The sequence below is a fragment of the Variovorax sp. CCNWLW225 genome (genome assembly GCF_037204045.1).
In the GTDB taxonomy this organism is placed as follows: domain Bacteria; phylum Pseudomonadota; class Gammaproteobacteria; order Burkholderiales; family Burkholderiaceae_C; genus Variovorax.
The window spans coordinates 20,527-40,271 of the sequence record NZ_JBBCBV010000017.1 but is presented as its reverse complement, the minus strand read 5'-3'; the positions used below and the strand labels follow the sequence as shown (position 1 = coordinate 40,271).

General features: G+C 64.7%; 22 protein-coding genes. 9 read left to right on the top strand and 13 right to left on the bottom strand.

Features of this window, described 5'->3' with window-relative positions; genetic code table 11:
- Window positions 1-16: 16 nt before the first annotated feature.
- Together V9L20_RS22070 and V9L20_RS22065 are read right to left on the bottom strand one after the other, a co-directional pair.
- The gene (locus V9L20_RS22070) at window positions 17-1,903 is read right to left on the bottom strand and encodes a sensor histidine kinase (RefSeq protein WP_337298278.1); all 1,887 of its coding nucleotides are present in this window, start codon (window positions 1,901-1,903) and stop codon (window positions 17-19) included.
- 216 nt (window positions 1,904-2,119) lie between these two features.
- A complete protein-coding gene (locus V9L20_RS22065) occupies window positions 2,120-2,722 on the bottom strand; it encodes a GNAT family N-acetyltransferase (protein ID WP_337298239.1) in 603 nt (200 codons plus the stop codon).
- A 145-nt stretch (window positions 2,723-2,867) separates the two neighbouring features.
- Between V9L20_RS22065 and V9L20_RS22060 the strand changes: the two genes are divergently transcribed.
- The 3 genes from V9L20_RS22060 to V9L20_RS22050 all read left to right on the top strand — a co-directional run bounded on the left by V9L20_RS22060 (window position 2,868) and on the right by V9L20_RS22050 (window position 4,582).
- Window positions 2,868-3,428 carry a dihydrofolate reductase family protein gene (locus tag V9L20_RS22060; RefSeq protein WP_337298238.1) on the top strand — a complete coding sequence of 187 codons (561 nt, stop codon included), beginning with the start codon at window positions 2,868-2,870 and terminating at the stop codon, window positions 3,426-3,428.
- Window positions 3,429-3,614: 186 nt separating this feature from the next.
- Window positions 3,615-4,007 (top strand): VOC family protein, encoded by a 393-nt coding sequence (locus V9L20_RS22055; RefSeq protein ID WP_337298277.1) that lies wholly within the window; start codon window positions 3,615-3,617, stop codon window positions 4,005-4,007.
- A 101-nt stretch (window positions 4,008-4,108) separates the two neighbouring features.
- A complete protein-coding gene (locus V9L20_RS22050; protein ID WP_337298237.1) occupies window positions 4,109-4,582 on the top strand; it encodes a GFA family protein in 474 nt (157 codons plus the stop codon).
- A 99-nt stretch (window positions 4,583-4,681) separates the two neighbouring features.
- Here the strand turns inward: V9L20_RS22050 and V9L20_RS22045 are convergent, their stop codons facing one another.
- Entirely contained in the window at window positions 4,682-4,972 is a 291-nt protein-coding gene (locus V9L20_RS22045) for a hypothetical protein (protein ID WP_337298236.1), read from the bottom strand.
- Between the two features lie 121 nt (window positions 4,973-5,093).
- Between V9L20_RS22045 and V9L20_RS22040 the strand changes: the two genes are divergently transcribed.
- The 3 genes from V9L20_RS22040 to V9L20_RS22030 all read left to right on the top strand — a co-directional run bounded on the left by V9L20_RS22040 (window position 5,094) and on the right by V9L20_RS22030 (window position 6,801).
- On the top strand, window positions 5,094-5,594 hold the full coding sequence (locus tag V9L20_RS22040; protein ID WP_337298235.1) for a hypothetical protein: 501 nt from the start codon (window positions 5,094-5,096) through the stop codon (window positions 5,592-5,594).
- A gap of 69 nt (window positions 5,595-5,663) precedes the next feature.
- Window positions 5,664-6,035 carry a VOC family protein gene (locus tag V9L20_RS22035; protein ID WP_157611571.1) on the top strand — a complete coding sequence of 124 codons (372 nt, stop codon included), beginning with the start codon at window positions 5,664-5,666 and terminating at the stop codon, window positions 6,033-6,035.
- Window positions 6,036-6,111: 76 nt separating this feature from the next.
- Window positions 6,112-6,801, top strand: a complete 690-nt coding sequence (locus V9L20_RS22030) for a hypothetical protein (protein WP_258505364.1) — start codon at window positions 6,112-6,114, stop codon at window positions 6,799-6,801.
- Window positions 6,802-6,948: 147 nt separating this feature from the next.
- Here the strand turns inward: V9L20_RS22030 and V9L20_RS22025 are convergent, their stop codons facing one another.
- The 8 genes from V9L20_RS22025 to glmS all read right to left on the bottom strand — a co-directional run bounded on the left by V9L20_RS22025 (window position 6,949) and on the right by glmS (window position 15,488).
- Entirely contained in the window at window positions 6,949-7,893 is a 945-nt protein-coding gene (locus V9L20_RS22025) for an SMP-30/gluconolactonase/LRE family protein (protein ID WP_337298234.1), read from the bottom strand.
- Between the two features lie 58 nt (window positions 7,894-7,951).
- Window positions 7,952-8,839 carry an amidohydrolase family protein gene (locus V9L20_RS22020; RefSeq protein WP_337298233.1) on the bottom strand — a complete coding sequence of 296 codons (888 nt, stop codon included), beginning with the start codon at window positions 8,837-8,839 and terminating at the stop codon, window positions 7,952-7,954.
- Window positions 8,840-8,849: 10 nt separating this feature from the next.
- On the bottom strand, window positions 8,850-9,812 hold the full coding sequence (locus V9L20_RS22015; RefSeq protein ID WP_337298232.1) for a tripartite tricarboxylate transporter substrate binding protein: 963 nt from the start codon (window positions 9,810-9,812) through the stop codon (window positions 8,850-8,852).
- A 58-nt stretch (window positions 9,813-9,870) separates the two neighbouring features.
- Window positions 9,871-10,797 carry an NAD(P)-dependent oxidoreductase gene (locus V9L20_RS22010; RefSeq protein ID WP_337298231.1) on the bottom strand — a complete coding sequence of 309 codons (927 nt, stop codon included), beginning with the start codon at window positions 10,795-10,797 and terminating at the stop codon, window positions 9,871-9,873.
- On the bottom strand, window positions 10,794-11,483 hold the full coding sequence (locus tag V9L20_RS22005) for an RraA family protein (RefSeq protein ID WP_337298230.1): 690 nt from the start codon (window positions 11,481-11,483) through the stop codon (window positions 10,794-10,796). The genes V9L20_RS22010 and V9L20_RS22005 overlap by 4 nt, the downstream gene beginning before the upstream one ends.
- A gap of 32 nt (window positions 11,484-11,515) precedes the next feature.
- Window positions 11,516-12,526, bottom strand: a complete 1,011-nt coding sequence (locus tag V9L20_RS22000; protein WP_258504112.1) for a Bug family tripartite tricarboxylate transporter substrate binding protein — start codon at window positions 12,524-12,526, stop codon at window positions 11,516-11,518.
- Window positions 12,527-12,655: 129 nt separating this feature from the next.
- On the bottom strand, window positions 12,656-13,567 hold the full coding sequence (locus V9L20_RS21995; protein WP_337298229.1) for a LysR family transcriptional regulator: 912 nt from the start codon (window positions 13,565-13,567) through the stop codon (window positions 12,656-12,658).
- A 40-nt stretch (window positions 13,568-13,607) separates the two neighbouring features.
- Window positions 13,608-15,488 (bottom strand): glutamine--fructose-6-phosphate transaminase (isomerizing), encoded by a 1,881-nt coding sequence (gene glmS / locus V9L20_RS21990; RefSeq protein ID WP_337298228.1) that lies wholly within the window; start codon window positions 15,486-15,488, stop codon window positions 13,608-13,610.
- Between the two features lie 138 nt (window positions 15,489-15,626).
- Between glmS and V9L20_RS21985 the strand changes: the two genes are divergently transcribed.
- Entirely contained in the window at window positions 15,627-16,109 is a 483-nt protein-coding gene (locus tag V9L20_RS21985; RefSeq protein WP_337298227.1) for an Lrp/AsnC family transcriptional regulator, read from the top strand.
- Window positions 16,110-16,121: 12 nt separating this feature from the next.
- Here the strand turns inward: V9L20_RS21985 and glmU are convergent, their stop codons facing one another.
- Complete coding sequence (gene glmU / locus V9L20_RS21980) at window positions 16,122-17,555, bottom strand: bifunctional UDP-N-acetylglucosamine diphosphorylase/glucosamine-1-phosphate N-acetyltransferase GlmU (protein WP_337298226.1); 1,434 nt, start codon at window positions 17,553-17,555, stop codon at window positions 16,122-16,124.
- Between glmU and V9L20_RS21975 the strand changes: the two genes are divergently transcribed.
- Window positions 17,554-18,441, top strand: coding sequence for a DUF6279 family lipoprotein (locus V9L20_RS21975; RefSeq protein WP_337298225.1), 888 nt, complete (start codon window positions 17,554-17,556; stop codon window positions 18,439-18,441). The genes glmU and V9L20_RS21975 overlap by 2 nt on opposite strands.
- Before the next feature lie 37 nt (window positions 18,442-18,478).
- Here V9L20_RS21975 and V9L20_RS21970 read toward each other — a convergent pair whose 3' ends face one another.
- Window positions 18,479-19,249 (bottom strand): Crp/Fnr family transcriptional regulator, encoded by a 771-nt coding sequence (locus V9L20_RS21970; RefSeq protein WP_337298224.1) that lies wholly within the window; start codon window positions 19,247-19,249, stop codon window positions 18,479-18,481.
- A 90-nt stretch (window positions 19,250-19,339) separates the two neighbouring features.
- On the opposite strand from V9L20_RS21970, the gene V9L20_RS21965 reads away from it, so the two are divergent.
- Entirely contained in the window at window positions 19,340-19,744 is a 405-nt protein-coding gene (locus tag V9L20_RS21965; RefSeq protein WP_258504106.1) for a BLUF domain-containing protein, read from the top strand.
- Window position 19,745: the final 1 nt, after the last annotated feature.

Sequence of the window (19,745 nt, the reverse complement as noted above, 5' to 3'; positions counted from 1 at the left end):
GCGGGCGGCGGGTGCATTACTGGGGAACGAATTCGGTGCCGGCGACCTGTTCAAGCGGCAACCAGAGCGTGAAGCGCGTTCCGGCGCTGCCGGACTCCCAGTTGACGGTGCCGCCGATGGCCGTTGCGCGCCGCTGCTGGTTGCGCAATCCCCGGCCTCGTCGATGCAGGGCCTCCTCCACGGCAAAGCCCTCGCCGTTGTCTTCGATCACCACGCATACGCCCTGCCCGTCCGTTGCGGTGCTGAAGCGGATGGTGGTGGCCCGGGTGTGGCGCAGCACGTTGGCCACGCACTCCTGCATGATGCGCAAGATGTGCAGTGCGCTGCCGGGGTTCAGCCACGACAGCGCGGGCACCGACTGCACTTCCCAGCGCAGCGCGAGGCCGGCGCTCTCTATGCGTGGTGCCAGGCGAAAGCGCAAGGTGGCCAGCAACAGCAACAGATCGGCATCCACGCTCTCCATCGAATCGATGGCAAGCTTCAGGTCGTCCATGCAGCCCTTGAGCACGCCGGAGATCTCGCTGTCGGTCATGGCGCCTTGCTCGACCGAGCGAATAGCGCTGATCAGCGAAGACCCCAGCCCGTCGTGCATGTCCTGCATCAGGCGCCGGCGCTCGGCGCCGAGCATTTGCTCGTTCTCGACCACGCGCAGCCGCTGGTAGCTTTGCTCCAGCTCGGTTTCGCGCGCCTGCAGGCGTTGCGCCAGCCCCTTGTTCAACCGGGCCACTTCGGCAAACGCGCCCGTATACCGTTGGAACATGATGTACGAGAAGATGAAGAACAGGCTGATGATGGCGTAGGGAGAGGTGTACACGCTCTCCGGGCTGACCAGGTTGTTTTGCAGCAGCCCGTCATACGAGGTGAATGCGACGGCCGCCACCGCCCAGCCGGCCACCAGGCGCCCCTCGGGCAGCTTCGCACGCAATGCCTTGCGCAGGTTCACGGCAAAGATCAGTACCGCAACGGGCAGCACCGCCAGGTTGAGCAGCGGCGTGAACAGATAGAGACTCGGCATCGCCTCGGATGCATGCGGCAGGGTCGCGACGCTGCAGGCCAATGCCAGGACGACAGACAAGCGGGTCAGCCAGGCCGAGGGCTGCTGATGCAAGCGCTGCAAGAACAGGTGGATGAGGATGATCAGCCAGAGCAGCGAGACAACGGTGATCCATTCGAACCATTCGTCCGAAATCGGCAGGTAGTCGCCGCTCACAAAATAGTGGAGCGTGCGTAAGTAGGCCAGTGCCGAGATGGCAAAGAACAGCAGGTAGAGCAATTCGCGCCTCCGGCCCAGCCACACCGCAAACGCGAATGCGCCCACCGCCAGGAATGCGGCACTGCCCATGAACGGCAACTGCACTTGCAGCAACTGGCGCACCTGGTAGCGCCAGCCGAGCGAGTGCTGGTCACCCACCCACACCGTCGAAACTCCGCTGCCGCTGCTTCGCAGGCGATCGATGCGAATCAGCACCGAGCGCGGAGAAGGCGTGTTGGCCGCCGCGTTCAGCGGCACAAGCAAGGGTTGGTTGTAGCCGTTGTGCACGGCGCTGCCTTGCGATTGGTAGAGCAGCACGCCGTCGCCGTACACCGCAATGCGGCCCAGGGTCTTCCAACGCGGCAGGTAGAGAAGGCGCGGCTGTGCTGCCGATGGCGCCAGGCCGGCCAGCTCGATGCGGTACCAATCGGTGATGGTGTTCACACCGCCTGACGACGTGGGAACCAGTTCGCGCTCGGCCGTGTGCGGCAGGCTGACTTCCAGCCATCCGTCGACCGGCAGCCTGGCTTCCTCGATGCGTCGCGGCGGGGCCGAATAACCCGTACCCGGGATGGACAGCAACTCGGCCCGCGTGATGTGGACGGCGCCATCGGGCTGCCCCGCAGCCGCATCCGCACCCGGCGGCTGCATGGCGCTCGCACATGGCAAGGCCAGCCACAGCGCCACGGCCCACCAGGCCATCTGCTGATGGTTCCTGCGGCGGGGGGTGGAGTCGCGATGCATCGGCCGAGTCTGTGGTTCGTTACCACTAATGTATGAGACAAGGTCGCCTGTGACGGCCAGCGAGCGTCAGTGGCGTATCTGCCTTGCGTCCGGGACCGCAGGAAGCCGTCCAGTTCCGCGGGGTCAGGCTCCTGGCCGGCCGGGCTTGCGGAGCATGGGCGTGACGAGCGGGGCCGAACCCACCTGGATCTGGCCTATTACCTCGAAGCCGTGGTGCTGGTAGAACGGAATGTTCTGCGTCTTCGACGCCTCGAGGTATGCCAGCGATCGCTCCTCATCGCAACGGGCGAGAGCGTGGCGCATCAACGCCGCCCCAATGCCTTTGCCCTGGGCGTTCGGCTCGACGCCGATCTGGGGCAAGTACCAATGAGCTTCTCGAGGATGCGACTTTTCGATCTTCTCGAAGGTGGCCAGCAGGTCGTCCATGTGCTCGGGCTTTGCCGTGTCACGGAACACTTTTTCGAGAGCCTGGCCGTTCGGCGCCACGCCGGGAGGCAACCAGAGTGCGGCGCCGCAGAAGTCCACGGACACATAGGCCGTGCCGTACTGGAAACTGCTGCCTGCGAACTCGCCTGTGGCCACGGGCATGGCCAAGAGATAGTCGTGCACCGAAGGCCACGCGAACCGCGCAGGCGGATCGGTGAGGAATGCCGCCACGATCGCTGCGACGGCGCGCGGAATCTCGTCGGACGTGGCACTGCGGATCTCAATCGACTGCTGGTTCATTTCGTCCTCCTCATGTGAAAACGGAAGGTTCGCACTTGCCGGAAAACTCGGGTTGTCGCACATATAGTAGGCCTCGCGCGGGATTCGCGCAGGCATTCGTCGACAAGCGGCAGTCCAGCGACCGCTTGACTCGGAGGAGACTCGTATGGGACTTCTAACCTTCAGCCTCAACCTCACCCTGGACGGCTGTGTCGACCACCAGGAGGGAATCGCAGACGACGAGACCCACGCCTTCTTCACCCGCCTCATGGACGACGGAGGGGCGATGCTGTGGGGCCGCACCACCTACGAGATGATGGAGAGCTACTGGCCGGCCGTCGCCCACGGCGATGCGGACGCGCCGCCAGCAGTGCGCGAATGGGCGATCAAGCTGGAGACTAAGCCGAAGTACGTCGTGTCGTCGACGCGAACGGACTTTTCGTGGGCCAACAGCCACCACATCGCCGGCGACTTGCGCTCGGGCGTGCAAAGGCTCAAGGACGCGACCCCGGCCGGCGTGCTCCTCGGTAGCGGCAAGCTCGCGGCCGAGCTGGACCGGCTGAATCTGATCGACGAGTACAAGTTCCTCGTTCACCCCAGGATCGCCGGCCACGGCCCGACCCTGTACCAGAGCGGGTTGCCCAGCACGCGACGACTCGAGCTGGTTTCGGCGAAGCCGCTCGGCAACGGCGCGGTGGCAATGCATTACCGGCGAGAGCGCGGCTAGCAGTCGGTTGTAGCGCACGCCTGCCGCGCGGCCCGTCGCTGCACCAAGGCTGCGACCGGATACAGTCGGCCAAAAGCGGGCCATCCGCCTCTCCTTGCAGTGAAGCATGCTTCCGGCCGCCGACATGGCAAGATTGAATTGCACGCTCAGCATTGGGCGGCTACACGAATCAATGCTCAACCACAAATGAAGTTCGGATACACCATCATCTACGTGCCAGATGTCGAAGCCTCGTTACGGTTCTTTGAGCAGGCATTTGGCTTCCCTCGACGGTTCCTGCATGAGTCTGGAACGTACGGCGAGGTTGAGACTGGGAGTACGACGCTTGCCTTCGCGCACCACGAACTGGCATCCACAAACTTTGACGGCGGCCATGTAGCCGCCTCGGAGTCGAAGAAGCCTTTGGGCATGAAACTGGGTTTCGTTACCGACGACGTTGAATCTGCGCACATGCGCTCGTTGGCGGCGGGCGCGACAGAATTGGCCGAACCTCGCACCAAGCCCTGGGGACAAGTCGTGTCGTATGTGCGCTGCCCAGACGGCACGCTCGTTGAGCTCTGCTCTCCCATGGGGGGCTGATATCGGTTGACTCGTTCAGGCCAGGAGCTGACGGTCAGACCTGTGGCAGGATTCAAAGATGTCGCCTCGCGTCATCGAAGAATTGAACCAGGAGCTTCAGGATGCCGTTTGTTCTTGACGGTGGCTGCCTCTGCGGAGCGGTCAAGTTCCGCGTCAAACAGGCGCCGCTTAGAACCCTTGTTTGTCACTGCACTTTCTGTCAGCGGATGACGGGCTCCTCGTTCTACGCCAACTCCGTATTCCCCGTCGAGGCAGTCGAGTTCAACGGTGGCGAGATACGCAAGTACGAGCACACATCGGATGTAAGCGGGAAGAAGGTCTATGTCGAGTTCTGCCCAACTTGCGGAACGACCGTCGGCCTTACCTTTGAGCGCTGGCCCAATCTGCGCGCACTCTCTCGGGGCTGCTACGACAACCCCAATGCGGTGGAGGTAGCGGCGAACATTTGGACCCGCTCGGCGCAATCGGGCGTCGCCCTGCCTGCTGAGATTGACTGCTTTGCGAAGGCAAGGCTGAGCCCCGAAGGGCAGCCGGAGCATCCTGCCAAGTATCCAGTACCAGTCATGGCCCGGTAGTCGCTCAACGATGCTCAATGTCTCATTGGCGCTTGGTGGAGGTTCTCGCCGATTGGTCGATTACAGGGCCAAGGCCGTTCCTGCATCACGCCAGTGGCGCTACATCCCGGTTCCGTTCGCGTTCTTCTCGCGCGGCTGGTTGCTGTCTGACAACTGCTCCGACGGCGGGCCGAGTGCCCCGCTGTCAGCACCCGCGCTTTTTGAAGTCCCGCCGCGCCGGCTGTTGTTACCAGTGCCTGAGTAGATCTCATCGTCGTCGAAATTAACTTCGGCTTCCGCTCCGGGGTCACCGCCGCTCACTCGGCCGTGCGACGGCGGATTGGGGCCATGAGGGCCGATGGGGTCGAGGCGGCCCGCCTCGTCACCAGGATCTTGTGCTCGCTTGGGCATGCCTGCTCCTTTTCATCATTTCGGCAAGAAGCCAAGATTCAATGCTCGTGGCGATGCCGTGGCGTGGGCTAAACGGGATTGCCGGTGTAGGAATTGCGCCCAGGTATCGGGGTCTTGGTCATTGACGCACCTGGCCGGCGGCGGCGTCACCTGTATGGTTGAACGTTTCGATGTCTCGACCTCAACGGCTCGTTACGGCCAGGACCGGACATTCTGGCGGACGTCCAGTTTTGTCTTCCAGAAGCATGTGCCTCATACAAAGGAGCGAGGAAGAGTGGCTACCACTATGTATTGCTGGCGATGCAAGATCGATCTCCCGATTCTCACGGAGGAGGAATATGAACTGGTCTTCCCTAAGAGTTTCATAGAGCAGATACGGGAATATCGCGAGAAAACAGGGGTCGACTTACGTCAGGCACAGACGGACGTCGGAGAGCAAGCGCTAGCAACTTATGAGCGCATCACCGGCTTCAAAGAGACCAATCCTCTTGCTCTTTACCACCATCGCCTGAGCCTCTATGGGCCGCCGTGTTCTGAATGCGGGAAGCCGCTTCGCACTCCCGCCGCGAACTACTGCGCCACTTGCAGCGCGCCGCGCGTCGGTTCCGACGCTGGGCATTGACCTTGGCGACCAGCCGACCTCTGAAGCAGAATCCTGCGGGTAGTCATTCGATCCTCCGTCATATTCGTCATGCTCAAACAACCTCGGTTCGTGATCGCAGTGCGCGACCTGGCCCGGTCCGCCGATTTCTACCGCGACGTCCTGGGGTTCTCGATCGAGTGGAAGGAAGTGCCCGGCTGGCGTCTGTTCAGACGCGACGCCTGCACCATCATGGCGGGAGAGTGCCCGGACACACCTGCCGCGCGGGAACTGGGCGAGCATTCATATATGGCCTACGTTGAGGTCGACGATGTCACTGGCTTGCACAAGGATCTGGCTGCGCGGGGTGTTCAGATGGTCAAGGCTCTTCGTACAGAGCCCTGGGGCATGCGAGAGTTTGGAATCGAGACCATTGACGGTCACCGCATGATGTTTGGAGAGGATGTTTCTGGCCCTGACTGAGCCGAGGAAGCACCGGCGGTTGCCGGCCAGAACCGGCCGTTCACGGTGCCCCTCCACAACTTCAGAACACTCGGGGATGATGAAGGTTCAACCGTTGACGCGACGACGACTTGCTACCTACATGGCTCTTGCGAGTACCGGCCTGTCGAGCCATTTACTTAAGGCTGCCGAACAGAGCCACCCTGTCGCTGAGACCAGAAACGCAATGCAGCTTCAAATCGATCACGTCATGTTTCCGGTGTATTTCAACAATGCATTCTTGGACATTGTTGAGAAGACCTGGAAAGGCAAAGCAATCGGAAGAGTTTTTGCCCAACCTCAGAACGCCGCCTTCAAGGCGGTGTACCTCCAGGGCAAGAGCTTCTACGTCGAGCATCTATCGACAGTTGAGTCCGAACCGTATTGGTCCAACACCCTGTATATCGTCGTACCGAAGGAATTTTGGTCGTATTACGCAGCGCCGGCTCTTCGCTCGGAACACTTCCTCATGCCTCGCTTCGGATGCGGCTATTCGCTCGTGAGTCCGGAGTTTCCTCATCTGCACTCAAGTCTTCCTGAGCAAAGCAATGACGGTCTTTCCATCCTGATTTCCTCCGCGCTCGAAGCCGAGTTGAAGACGCTCGCCGGGAGAACGTGGAGTTTGCCGCCTCACGTGCGGGTGCACAACGGGCTGCATCACGCGCACGACATGGTTGTGGTCGATGGCAATTCGAAAGTCATTGCGCCGTTGTACCAAGCCAACCCACTCTTACGGGAATACCTCTAAGCCGCATCGACGGTCAGCTTTGGAGAAAACTGTACAGCCGGTATGGGCCCACACCAGCCGTACGCTTTGCTCCAAAGCAGCCCCCCCGGATCAAGAATTCAGCATTCTTGCAACAACCGCCTCCAGCACGCCAGCTCAAATCAACCATCAGTATTTCTCTGCTTGCTGCCCGGGCAGCGGCCCGCGATGCAATGCGACCCCAGGCGTATCCAGCACCAGCTTCAGCACATTGCCGTGGGTGGAGTCGGTCACGAAGAGCGTCGCTCTGCCGGGCCCGCCGAACGCGATGTTGGTCGTCGACGCACTGGCCGGGCCGCGCAGCACCATCACAGGTTCCGCGCGCTGGTTGAGCACCCACACGTAGCCGAGGCCAGGATTGGCGACCAGCAGGCGCCCCTGTGTGTCGACCGCAAGTCCATCGGGGCCGCTGGGGCCGTAGGAGGTAAAGAACTGGCTCACCTTGGCCACGCTGCCGTCGGGCAGCAACGGAACGCGCCAGATGCAGTTGCCGCGCGTCACCGCGAGATACAGCAGCCTGCCATCGGGGGACAGCGCCACGCCGTTCGGACTCGGCACGTTGGAGAGCAGCAGGTCGAGCTGCCCATTCGGGCGCAAGCGATAGAGCCGGCCCGACGGATCGTGCAATCCGCTCTGGCCCTGGTCGCTGAAGTAGATGTTGCCCTCTGCGTCGAGCACAAGGTCGTTGACGCCCTTGAAGCTCTCGGTGTTGCGCCGCTGCAGGTGCGGCGTGACATGGCCGGTGCGCACGTCGACGCGCATCAGTCCGTTCTTGTAGTCGGTGACGAGAAGCGTGTGCGCGTCGATGAACTTCATGCCGTTCGGCTCGCCGTCGTACTCCGCAACCTGCGTCCATTCGCCCGCGGCGTCTATGCGAAAGATCCGGCCAAAGGGAATGTCCGAGACGTAGAGATTGCCGGCGTCGTCGAACACGGGGCCTTCGAGAAAGGAATCGGTGGGTTGGCCTCCGCGGTTGGCGTCCGCCCAGGCGCTCCGCTCTTGCCGCCGGAAGATGCCGGGCATGGTGGTGAAGGTCTGGAGCTCCAGCACCTGGGGCGCATGCAGTAGGTACAAGTCTGTCTCCTTGAGGGCCTCGGCCCCACGGGTTTAAAGGGGCGGTCTGCCCGGCAAGTCAGCCGGCCGCAAAGCCGTAGAGCTTCGCGGGGTTGTCGACCAGGATGCGGCTGCGCACCGCCACGCTCGGGCACCAGGCCGCGAGCACATCGGCCAGGTCGGCGTCGTTCACGGTGTTGGGATTCTCCGTGGTGTGCGGCCAGTCGCTCCCCCAGACCAGGCGCTCGGGTGCCGCTTCAACCAGCGCCCGGCCCATGGCAGCGCAATCGCGATAGGCCGGTGCGCCGTCGCGCGAGCGCATGTACACGCCGGAGAGCTTGACCCAGGTGTTGCCTGCGTCGAGCAGTCGCCGCATGGCCGTGTAGGCCTCGCCATGGACCCCCTCGGCCGGATCGATGCGGCCGATGTGGTCGATGACCAATGGCACCGGAAGCGCCGCAAGCACGGGTGCGAGCTCGACCAGTTGCTCCGGCTGCATAAAGACCTGGACGTGCCAACCCAGCCGAGCCGCCTTTCCCGCGAGCGTGATGAGCATCTGCGCGGTGGTCGTGCCCCAGGACTGCGGCGTGACGAAGTTCACCCGCAGGCCGCAGATGCGGCGCGCGGCAAGACGGTCGAGCTCTTCGTGGGAAACATCCTGCCCGACGACGGCAATGCCGCGCGCGTGCTCGCCCAACTGCGCCAGCGCGTCCAGCGTGCAGGCGTTGTCGGTGCCGTAGGTCGAAGGATTGACGACCACTGTGCGCGTGGTGCCAAGCCGCCGCTGCAGCAAACGATAGTCGCCCACTTCGGCTCGCGGCGGCTGGCGCTTCCAGTGCTTCGATGCGGCAAATCGCGGATCGAAGATGTGCATGTGGCTGTCGCAGGCGTCCGGCGGAAATGCGAGCACGGGCCGGTTCAGTCCCACCGAATGAGGAACCGGCTGCGAGAGCGGGTTGGCGGTCATCGACGACGGCTCAGTCGAGCTTGATGCTGCCCTTGCGGATCACGTCCGCCCACTTGGCATCTTCCTTCTTCAGGAACTCGGCGAACTCGGCCGGCGTCGAGCCCACCGGCTGCACGCCCACGTCGACGAAGCGCCGCTTGACCTCGTCCTCCTTCAGCACCTCGACCACGGCCTTGTGGAGCTTCTCGGCGACAGCGGCAGGGGTGCCGGCGGGCAGCAGCAGGCCATTCCATTCGTACGCCTCGTAGCCGGGCGCGACGGTCTCGGCAATGGTCGGCACGTCGGGCAGGCGCGGCGAGCGCTGCGGCGACGACACCGCCAGCGCGCGCAGCTTGCCGCTGGACACCAGCGGGTATGACGCGGCGATGGTGCTGAACATGAAGTCGACCTGTCCGCCCATGGTGTCGACGATGGCCGGGCCGCCGCTCTTGTAGCCGACGTGCACCATGTCCAAACCGAGCCGCTGGCGCAACAGTTCGGCTGCAAGGCGCTGCACGGTGCCGCTGCCGCCAGATGCGAAGTTGATCTTCCCGGGCTCCGACCTGGCCTTGTCCGCGAGGTCCTTGATGGTCTTGACGGGCGACTCCGCGCGCACGATGACGATGTTGGGTGCCAGCGAGACCAATGCCAGCGGCTGCAAGGCGTTGGCGGCGAACGGCATGCGCGGAAAAAGGTGCGGGTTGATCGAGTACGGCGTTGCGTCGTACAGCACCGTGTAGCCGTCGGGTGCGGCCTTGGCGGCAAAGCTCGCCCCGATGGTGCCGCTGGCGCCTGGCTTGTTGTCGACGATCACGCTGGTGCCGAGCTTCGCGCCGACGCGCACCGCGAGCACCCGCGCGAGCGCATCGGCGGAACCGCCGGGCGCATACGGCACCACGAGCGTGATGGGCCGCTCCGGAAAGGCGGCCTGCGCAGACGCGGCGGCGGCAAGAAGGCAGGCGCCGAGCATGCGCCGGATGGTGTTGTGAATCATGGGTTCCTTGCGATATTCAAAAAGCGGGCGGCGCATTCATTCGCGCAGCTCGGCAGATTCAGTTGGTCGCGGCCTGGCGCGCCAGCACCTGCAGCAAGTTCTTCGCGGCACCCACGCCCATGTTCACATAGGCATCGCCGGTCACGCCGCCGATGTGCGGGCTCAGCACAATGCGTTTTTCGCCCTGGAAAGGGTGGCCGGGTGCCATCGGTTCGACCGCGAAGCTGTCGAGCCCGGCCATGGCGACCTGGCCCGAGCGCACGGCTTCGAGCAGGGCATCCTCGTCGATCAGGCCGCCGCGGGCCGTGTTGACGACGATCACCCCGCGCTTGCATTGCGCCAGCGTCTGTGCGTTGAGCAGGCCTCGGTTGTCTTCCGTCAGCGGGCAGTGCAGCGAGATGGCGTCGGATTCGCGCCAGAGCGTGGCAAGGTCCACCGCTTCGACATGGGCCGGCAGATTTTTGGCGAACGGGTCGAACCCCAGCACGCGCATGCCGAGCGCATCGGCCATGCGCGCAAAGCGCAGGCCGATCGCACCCAGCCCCACCAGGCCGACGGTGCGGCCGCCGAGCTCGAGGCTCTTGTGCGTGGCCTTGTCCCAGTGGCCGGCATGCATGCGCGCGTCCAGCGCCACCACCGACTTGGCGCAGGCAAGCAGCAACGCGAGGGCCTGCTCGGCGACGGCTGCGGCGTTGGCGCCTACCGCCGCGACCACCTCGATGCCGCGGACGCTCGCCGCCGCCTTGTCGATCGTGTCGGTACCGCTGCCGTGCTTCGATATCACCTTGAGCGATGGAGCGGCGTCCATGACGGACGCGCCCACTTTGCCGTAGCGCACGATGATGGCCACCGGATCATGCGCGCGGCACAGGGCAACCAGGTCTTCCTCGGTCGGTGTCTTGCCCGCGTAGACGACCTCATGCCCCTCGAGCAGTGCGAGCGCTTGCGGCGCCAGGTCGGCGCCCGTCACGACGATGGCGCTCACAGCGTCTCGCCTTCTTTCAGCACGCCGGCGGTGCGCAGCGCCGCATCGAGCCATTTGGCGGTGGTGTTCCCGTCCTTGATGGCAGCGATGCGCGCGGCCTCGTCTTCGACCTTCTTCTTGGCAAGCGGCAGCAGGGACTCGATCTTCTCGCGCTCCACCACGACCACGCCGTCACCGTCGCCAATGACAAAGTCGCCGGGGTTCACCGTGACGCCGCCGATCGACACCGGATGGCCGATGCGCCCGCCGATGTTCTTGGTCGGGCCGTTCGGATTGGTGCCGACGCAGAAAACGGGGAAATCCATCTCGTCGATCTCGCCGCTGTCACGGCATGCGCCGTCCATCACGACGCCGGCGATGCCGAGCTTCTTGCATGCGGTCATCATGATCGTGCCCATGAGCGCCGCGGTCTGGTCACCCTTGCCGTCGATCACCAGCACGTCGCCGGGCTTGGCCATGGCGATGGCGGCGTGGATCATGAGGTTGTCGCCGGGGCGCACTTCCACCGTGATGGCCGTGCCGGCGAGCCTCATGCGGGGACGCAGTGCCTTGATGCGGCCGTCCACCGCACCGCGGCGCCCCGCCACGTCGGCCAGGATTGCCGGTTGAAAGTGGGCCGCCTGGGCCACGATGTGCGCGGGCACGCGGTCGAAGTTGCGAATGATGTCGGGAAGATTGGAAGGCATGGCGTTCTTTCGGATGCAAGAGATGAAAGTGGTCAGTCGACCTTGGCGCCGGATTCCTTGACGATCTTGCCCCAGCGGCCGATGTCGTCGTGGATCAGCTTGGCGAACTGCTCCGGAGTTCCGCCGAGCGCATCGGCGCCCTGGCTGGCGAGCTTTTTCCTGACCTCCGGGTCCTGCAGCGCCTTGTTGAACGCACCGTTCAGCTTGGCGACCACGTCCTTCGGCAAGCCCGCCGGCCCGGCAACGCCGAACCAGGTGACGGCTTCAAAGCCCTTGAAGCCCGATTCCGCAACGGTGGGCACCGACGGCAGGTCCGCGGTGCGCTTGGGCGAGGTCACGGCAAGGGCGCGCATCTTTCCGTTCTTGACGTAGCCGATCAGCGTCGGCACAGACGACATGTACATCTGGATCTGCCCGCCGATCAGGTCGGTCGAACCTTGCGCAGCGCCCTTGTACGGAACGTGCGTGAACTTGACGGCTGCCGTCTTCTGGAACATCTCGGTGGCGAGATGCGCCACCGTGCCGCTGCCGGAACTGGCGTAGTTCAGCGACTCGGGCTTGGCCTTGGCAGCGGCCACCACGTCGGCGAGCGTCTTGTAGGGCGAGTCCGCAGCCACCACAAGGACGAGCGGCGCGCTTGCAACCTCGACGATGGGGGTCAGGTCCTTCTCGGGGTTGTAAGGCAGCTTGGCGTAGAGCGTGGGGTTGATCGCCAGGTTGCTGGTCTGGCCCAGCACCAGCGTGTAGCCGTCGGCGGGTGCCTTGGCTGCGGCATCCACGCCCAGGTTGCCGCCGGAGCCGGGCTTGTTGTCGATGATGATCGACCATCCGTTGGCGACGGCCACCTTGTTGGCAACTTCACGTGCAATAAGGTCGGTGCCGCCGCCAGCCGGAAAGGGAACGATCAGCTTGATAGGGCGCGATGGATACGCCTGTGCGGACGCCGTCGAGTGCGCCATGAGCGTTGCACCGGCAAGTAGCGTGATGGCGGCGATGCCGATGAGGCGGCGCGAAGCAGCCGCCGTGAGGGCGCGATGTGGCATGAACTTGTCTCCTGTTTGGCCCACCCTGCTCGATTGCGGGCGGTGCGTTCAGTAGAGGCAAGTATTCGGCGCTGGGCCTATTCAGTCCAATCGATAGTTTTTGAAGATCGATAGATCTGGCTTTTGGTATCAGCCCGGCGGCGAGTCGGCGTATTTCGCCAGCAGGCGGATCAGCCGTTGGGCTGCCGGGGACACATAGCCGCTGTCGCGATAGGTCACGACCATGCGGCGGCGCATGGTCGTGGCCGGCAGCTTCACTTCGCGCAAGGCTGCGCCGGAACGCCCCGCCTGCAGGTGAAGACGCGAGATGAAGCTCAGCAGGCCTGTCTCGCCGATCAGTGTCGGCAGCATCAGCAGCATCGTGCTCTCGACCTGCACCACAGGCCGGTGAATGCGATGGCGATCGAAGGTCTGGTCAAGCCAGTCCCGCGTCGGGGCCCCAGGGGGCTGGAGCACCCATCGATAGCCCGCCAGGTCCTTCAGGCTCGGCTTCGGCTTGTCGAAGATTGGGTGCGTATTCGAGGCGGCGACCACGATCACGTCCTCGGCCAGATTCTGCGAGGCGAACCCGGGTTCAGCAGCGCCTTCGGTGCCGACCATCAGGTCGATATCGCCGGCGCGCAGCAGCGGCTTCAGGATGTCGACCAGCGCCACGGTGGTCCGCAAAGTGACGTCGGGTGCCTCGCGCATCAAGTCGCGCGCGGCCGGAGGCAACAGGAACTGCGCGGCCGTCGGAACGATGCCGATCTTGATGTTTCCGGTCAGGCCCCTGCCGATGTCGTTGATTTCGCGGCGCGCGCTTTCCACATCGAAGCGTGTGCGCTGGGCCCATTTGAGAAGCGCCTTCCCCGCACTGGTCAGGCGGATGCCGCGTCCTGTTTTCTCGAAGAGCAGCGCGCCGCACGCTTCTTCCAGCCGCCGTACGCAGCTTGTCAGCGCCGGTTGCGTGCGGTGCAGCCGTTCGGCCGCGCGCCCCATGTGCTCGAGCTCGGCAATGACTTCAAAGTACTGGAGGTCGCGCAGGTCCAGGATGAACTCCAAGAATTTATTCGAAGACTACAACCAGGGCCGCAGCCCCGCCTCACTCCACCGTTACGCTCTTCGCAAGATTGCGCGGCTTGTCCACATCGGTTCCCCGCGCGCAAGCCGTGTGATACGCCAGCAGCTGCAGCGGCACCACGTGCAGCAGCGGCGACAGCGCGCCGTAGTGCTCTGGCATGCGAATGACGTGCAGGCCTTCGCTGCCCTTGATCTTCGTGTCGCCGTCGGCCAGCACATAAAGCACGCCGCCGCGGGCGCGCACTTCCTGCAGATTGCTCTTGAGCTTTTCGAGCAGGGCGTCGTTCGGCGCGACCGCGACGACAGGCATTTCGCTGGTGACCAGCGCGAGCGGGCCGTGCTTGAGCTCGCCGGCGGCATAGGCCTCGGCGTGGATGTAGGTCACTTCCTTGAGCTTGAGCGCGCCTTCCAGCGCAATGGGGTAGTGCAAGCCGCGGCCGAGGAAGAGCGCGTTGTCCTTGCGTGCGAAGTCTTCGGCCCAGCCGATGATCTGCGGCTCGAGCGCGAGCACCGATTGCAGCGCGACCGGCAGGTGGCGCATTTCCTTCAGGTAGCGCGCCTCGTCGGCTTCGGTGAGACGCCCCTTGGTCTGCGCAATAGCGAGCGTCAGGAGGAAAAGGCCGGCCAGTTGCGTGGTGAAAGCCTTGGTCGAGGCCACGCCAATTTCGACGCCGGCGCGCGTGATGTAGGCGAGCTTGCACTCGCGCACCATGGCGCTGGTGGCCACGTTGCAGATGGTCAGCGTCTGCTCCATGCCGAGCGATCGCGCATGCTTGAGCGCGGCGAGCGTGTCGGCGGTTTCGCCCGACTGGCTGATGGTGACGACGAGCGTCTTGGGGTCGGGCACCGAGTCGCGGTAGCGGTATTCGCTCGCAATCTCGACCTGCGTCGAGATCTTGGCGATGCCCTCGAGCCAGTACTTGGCGGTGCAGCCGCTGTAGTAGCTGGTGCCGCAGGCCAGGATGAGGATCTTGTCGATCTCCTTGAACACGCGGTGCGCGCTGGCGCCGGTGGCACCGTCCTGCCCGATGCCGTCGAACAGCTCCGGCACGATGCCGGCCACGCCTTCGAGGGTGTCGCCAATGGCGCGCGGCTGCTCGAAGATCTCCTTCTGCATGTAGTGGCGGTAGGGGCCGAGCTCGGCCGCGCCGCTGTGCGCCTGCACGGTGCGCACCTGCCGCTGCACGGGCTTGTGGCCGCGGTCGACGATCCAGTATTTGCCGGGCTGCACATCGATCACGTCGCCTTCTTCGAGATAGACGATCTGGTCGGTGACGCCGGCCAGGGCCATGGCATCGCTTGCAAGAAAGTTCTCGCCGCCTTCCTTGCCCACGCCAAGAATGAGCGGCGAGCCCGCGCGCGCGCCGACCACGCGCTGCGGTTCGTCGCGGCAGATCACGGCAATGGCATAGGCGCCGTGCAGCTGCAGCACCGCGGCCTTCACGGCCTCGAACAGGTCGCCGTCGTACAGGCTGTCGACCAGGTGGGCGATCACCTCGGTGTCGGTCTGGCTCTCGAAGACATAGCCCTTGGCTTCGAGCGCTGCGCGCAGTGCTTCGTGGTTTTCGATGATGCCGTTGTGCACGAGCGCGATGCGGCCGGGGCGCGCGCCTTGCGCGTCGGCGCCGGGCCCATGGCTGAAGTGCGGGTGCGCGTTGTGCACGGCCGGCGCGCCGTGCGTGGCCCAGCGCGTGTGGGCGATGCCCGTCAGGCCTTCGACATGGTCTTCGCGCACTTGCGTGACGAGGTCCGCCACGCGCGATGTGGTGCGCGCACGCGTGAGGCCGCCCGCATGAACCGCGACGCCGCAGGAGTCATAGCCGCGGTATTCGAGCCTTTGAAGCCCCTGGACGAGGACCGGAACGATGTTGCGATGGGACGCTGCGCCGACGATGCCGCACATGGTGAGCTGCCTTTGAATGAGGAGAGAGCCAGATGGTAGAGATGAGGCGAAAAAATATGCACTCGAAATATCGATCTTTCTGAATATTTATTTCACCCTTCTCTTCGTATGAACTTTTATTCCATAATTCATACATATATGGAACCGATCTCGCTCGATGCAATAGATCTTCGCCTGCTCGACGCGCTGCAGCGCGATGCCTCGCAGACCAATCAGCGGCTGGCCGAAGATGTCGGCATTTCGCCTCCGACCTGCCTGCGCCGCGTTCAGCGCCTGCGCCAGGAAGGGCTCATCGAGCGCCAGGTTGCACTGCTTTCGCCGGACCGCCTGGCCGCGGTGCTGGGCCACGGCCTGCAGGCGGTGGTCGAAATTTCGCTCGACAGGCAAGACGCGGCAGCACTCGACGCCTTCGAGGCGCGCGTGATCGCCGACGACGCCGTGCAGCAATGCTGGCGCGTTTCGCCGGGCCCGGACTTCGTGCTGGTGGTGGCCGCCCGCGACATGCCCGGCTACGGCGCGCTCGCGCAGCGGCTTTTCAACGCCGACGCGAACGTGCGCAACGTCAAGGCCTTCTTCAGCCTGAAGCGCGCGAAGTTCGAGCCCCGGCTGCCGCTGGGCTGATCCGCCGCCTCTTCAGGCCTTGGGCTTCTTCTGCGGGCGCTTCCAGTTGGGAAAGCTCACCGGCTTGCTCCGCGCCACGGTAAGGGCGCCCGGCTCGGTCGACTTGTTCACGGTCGATCCGCCCCCGATGGTGCCGCCCGCACCAATGGTGACCGGGGCCACCAGCACGCAGTTGCTGCCCACGTGCACGTCGTCCTCGATGACGGTGCGGTGCTTGTTGGCGCCGTCGTAGTTGGCGGTGATGCTGCCCGCGCCGTAGTTGACGCGCTGGCCCACCGTGGCGTCGCCAAGATAGGCCAGGTGATTGGCCTTGGCACCATCGGCCAGGGTCGAGTTCTTGACCTCGACGAAGTTGCCGATGTGCACTTCGGCCCCCAGTTGAGCACCGGGCCGCAGCCGCGCGAAGGGGCCGATGAGCGACCTTTCGCCGACGGTGACGCCGGCCTTCTCGCCTTCGATGTGGGTGAACGGGTGGATCACCGCGCCCGCCTCGATGCGCGCATTGGCAATCACGCAATTGGCGCCAATGCGCACGCCCTCGCCCAGGAACACCGAGCCTTCGAACACGCAGTTGACGTCGATCTCGACGTCGGCCTCGCAAGCCAACGTGCCGCGCAGGTCGAACCGCGCCGGGTCGGCGAGCCGCACGCCCTGGGCCATGAGCGCCTCGGCCTGCCGCAGCTGCCAGGCACGCTCGAGCGCCGCCAGCTGCGCGGGGCTGTTGATGCCCGCCACCTGGAGCGCGTCGGTCGTGACATGCGCCACCACAGGCACGCCGTCGGCGGCGGCCAGCTTGACGATGTCGACAAGGTAGTACTCGCCCTGGGCGTTGCGGTTGTCCAGCCGGGCCAGCCAGCCCTTGAGCAGGCGAGCGGGCACGGCCATCACACCGCTGTAGATTTCGCGGATTTCGCGCTGCGCCTCGGTCGCGTCCTTGTGCTCGACGATGGCCGTGACTTCACCGCCCTCCTCTTCCGTGGCGCGGATGATGCGCCCGTAGCCCGTGGGGTCGTCGAACTCGATGGTCAGCAGCGCGAGCCGCTGGCCTGCGCTGGCCGCAATCAGCGCGCGCAGCGTTTCCTCGCCGATGAGCGGCACGTCGCCCGACAGCACCAGCACCGTGCCGTCTTCGGGCAGGAGCGGAACTGCCTGCTGCACCGCGTGGCCCGTGCCAAGCTGCGGCTCCTGCCGCGCAAACTGCAGGGCGGCGCCGACGCCGTTGCCGGAAGACATCGCCGCCTCGACCTCGGCCGCGCCGTGGCCGGTCACCACCACCACGTGGCGGGCGCCAATGCGCGCCGCGGTGCCCGTCACATGCGCGAGCAGTGCACGCCCGGCCAAACGATGCAACACTTTGGGCAGCCTGCTCTTCATGCGCGTGCCTTTGCCGGCCGCCATGATGACCACGTCGACCGGTCCCTGGTTGTCTTGCGGAATCTGATTCATGCTTCTTTCTACCCGAATGCGTTGCGCCAAGTTGGCGCGAATTATCGGCGTGCTGCTTGTGGCCGCCGCGCTGGGCGCGTGCAGCACGATCAAGCTGGCCTACAACAACCTGCCCGAGCTGAGCTACTGGTGGCTCGACGCATACGTTGATTTCGACGGTTCGCAAACGCCCAAGGTGCGCGACGAGCTCGCGCAACTGCTGAGCTGGCACCGTCAGAACGAACTCCCCCGGGTGCTCGGCGTGCTGCAGGAAGCGCAGGCCCTGGCGCCGCGCGACGTGACCGCGGCGCAGGCCTGCCGCATGGCGGACCAGATCCGCGAGCGCCTGCTGGCGGTAACCGAGCGTGCGGAACCCGCCGGCACCGAGCTGGCCCTGAGCCTGACCGAGGCGCAACTGCAGCAGCTCGAGCGCAAGTATGCAAAGAACAATGCCGAATACCGCAAGGAATGGCTCGACCGCAGCCGCGCCGAAGTGCAGGAAAAGCGCTATGAGAAGTTTCTCGACCGCCTGGAAGATTTCTACGGCCGGCTGACGCCCGAACAGCGCGAACTGGTGCGGCGGCAAGTGGTGCAGTCGGTGTTCGACCCGCGGCTGGCCGGCTCCGAGCGCCGCCAGCGGCAGCAGGAGGCGCTGGCGCTGCTGCGCGGCTTTAACGCCACCAAGCCGTCGCCGGCCGAAGCGCGCGCGGCCATCCATGCCTACGTGATGCGCATTGCCGATCCGCCGCCCGGACCCTGGCGCGATCACCAGCAAGCACTGCTGCAGGAGGGCTGCCGCAACCTGGCAGCCCTTCACAACGCCACCAGCGCTAGCCAGCGCGAACAGGCCGTGCGGCGGCTGCAGGCCTACCAGGACGATCTTCGGCAACTGGTGGCTGCGCGCTGAACGGCCCTGCCCCAAGATGCCGCAGGGCGCCGCGAGTTCAGATCAGCGGCGTGGGCCGCATGGGGCGTTCGAAATAGTCGCCCAATGTTTCGAGCGCATGCGGCTCGAGAATGCGCAGCCAGCCCGCGTCGAGCTTGTAGAGCCCCAGCCCCTGCAGCTTGCGCAGCGTCTTGTTGGTGTGCACCAGCGAGAGCCCGAGCGCATCGGCCAGGTGCTGCTGGTTGAACGGAAACTCCACCCAGCCGTCGCGCACCATGCCGACCCGCTCGGCCCGGCGGTACAGGTGCATCAGCAGCATGGCGACCCGTTCACTCGCATTGCGGCGGCCGGTGGTCACCAGGTTGTCGTCCACCATCTTTTCCTCGCGCGCGGCGAGCCAGGTGATGTCGTAGCCCAGCTTGGGCTGGGCGTGGAACAGTTCCCAGAGCCGGTCGCGCGAAAAGGCGCAAAGCGTGGTGTCGGTCACGGCCTCCACGCCGTGCGTCTGGCCGTCGGCAAATTCATCCTGCAGGCCGATGAAATCGCCGGGCAGCAGAAAACTCAGGATCTGGCGGCGGCCGTCGCTCAGCGTCTTGTAGCGAAATGCCCAACCCGAATAGAGGGTGAACAGCTGGGCGCTTGGCCGATGCTCTTCGACGATGGCGCCGCCGGCCGGAACACGGCGGGCGCCGACCCGGAAGGACTCGATGGTCTTGAGCTCTTCCGCCGATGCCGGCAAGAAGGCCTCGAGCTTGCGCAACGCACAGTCGTCGCAGGGATTGGCCCCCTGCGGCGGCAAGGCAGGGGGTGAATGGTCCTCGAATTTCACGCGCCACTATAGGCTTTTTACCTGTGTCTTTTTACATTTCGGCGTGTGCCCGGGCTTCATAAACTTCGCACGTTTTCCGCACCCGTTCGCATGACAGAAGAAACGTCGCTTTTCGAGATTTTTTATTGCAGTGTGCTCACGCAAGACCTGCCACCCGCCACGGTCGGCGCCATAGTGACCCAGGCCCGTGCACGCAATGCGCAACACCAGATCACCGGTCTCTTGGTTTTTGACGGCATGCGCTTCTGCCAGCATCTCGAAGGCCCGCCCGAAGCCGTGAAGACGCTGATGCAGCGCATCGACCAGGATTCCCGGCACACCGATGTGCGGGTGGTCTACCAGGGCGCCCTGGCCGCCCGCCGTTATTCGGGCTTTGGCATGGGCCTGGCCGAAAGCGAAGGGCCTCACCTCATGGCCGGCGTGCACGCGCTGGAAGGCGAAGCCGCCCTGAAGCACTTCCTGGCGCTGCGCTCCAGCTTCGACATCAACGGCTGAA

Excerpts from the sequence above, each read along its gene's own strand:
- V9L20_RS22015 (WP_337298232.1), bottom strand. The coding sequence starts at position 9,812 with ATGATTCACAACACCATCCGGCGCATGCTCGGCGCCTGCCTTCTTGCC.
- V9L20_RS22050 (WP_337298237.1), top strand. The coding sequence starts at position 4,109 with ATGCCGTTTGTTCTTGACGGTGGCTGCCTCTGCGGAGCGGTCAAGTTC.
- V9L20_RS22065 (WP_337298239.1), bottom strand. The coding sequence starts at position 2,722 with ATGAACCAGCAGTCGATTGAGATCCGCAGTGCCACGTCCGACGAGATT.
- V9L20_RS22055 (WP_337298277.1), top strand. The coding sequence starts at position 3,615 with ATGAAGTTCGGATACACCATCATCTACGTGCCAGATGTCGAAGCCTCG.
- glmU (WP_337298226.1), bottom strand. The coding sequence starts at position 17,555 with ATGAATCAGATTCCGCAAGACAACCAGGGACCGGTCGACGTGGTCATC.
- V9L20_RS22070 (WP_337298278.1), bottom strand. The coding sequence starts at position 1,903 with ATGCAGCCGCCGGGTGCGGATGCGGCTGCGGGGCAGCCCGATGGCGCC.
- V9L20_RS21985 (WP_337298227.1), top strand. The coding sequence starts at position 15,627 with ATGGAACCGATCTCGCTCGATGCAATAGATCTTCGCCTGCTCGACGCG.
- V9L20_RS21975 (WP_337298225.1), top strand. The coding sequence starts at position 17,554 with ATGCTTCTTTCTACCCGAATGCGTTGCGCCAAGTTGGCGCGAATTATC.
- glmS (WP_337298228.1), bottom strand. The coding sequence starts at position 15,488 with ATGTGCGGCATCGTCGGCGCAGCGTCCCATCGCAACATCGTTCCGGTC.
- V9L20_RS22035 (WP_157611571.1), top strand. The coding sequence starts at position 5,664 with ATGCTCAAACAACCTCGGTTCGTGATCGCAGTGCGCGACCTGGCCCGG.
- V9L20_RS22045 (WP_337298236.1), bottom strand. The coding sequence starts at position 4,972 with ATGCCCAAGCGAGCACAAGATCCTGGTGACGAGGCGGGCCGCCTCGAC.
- V9L20_RS22005 (WP_337298230.1), bottom strand. The coding sequence starts at position 11,483 with ATGCCTTCCAATCTTCCCGACATCATTCGCAACTTCGACCGCGTGCCC.
- V9L20_RS22060 (WP_337298238.1), top strand. The coding sequence starts at position 2,868 with ATGGGACTTCTAACCTTCAGCCTCAACCTCACCCTGGACGGCTGTGTC.
- V9L20_RS22000 (WP_258504112.1), bottom strand. The coding sequence starts at position 12,526 with ATGCCACATCGCGCCCTCACGGCGGCTGCTTCGCGCCGCCTCATCGGC.
- V9L20_RS22020 (WP_337298233.1), bottom strand. The coding sequence starts at position 8,839 with ATGACCGCCAACCCGCTCTCGCAGCCGGTTCCTCATTCGGTGGGACTG.
- V9L20_RS21965 (WP_258504106.1), top strand. The coding sequence starts at position 19,340 with ATGACAGAAGAAACGTCGCTTTTCGAGATTTTTTATTGCAGTGTGCTC.
- V9L20_RS22030 (WP_258505364.1), top strand. The coding sequence starts at position 6,112 with ATGATGAAGGTTCAACCGTTGACGCGACGACGACTTGCTACCTACATG.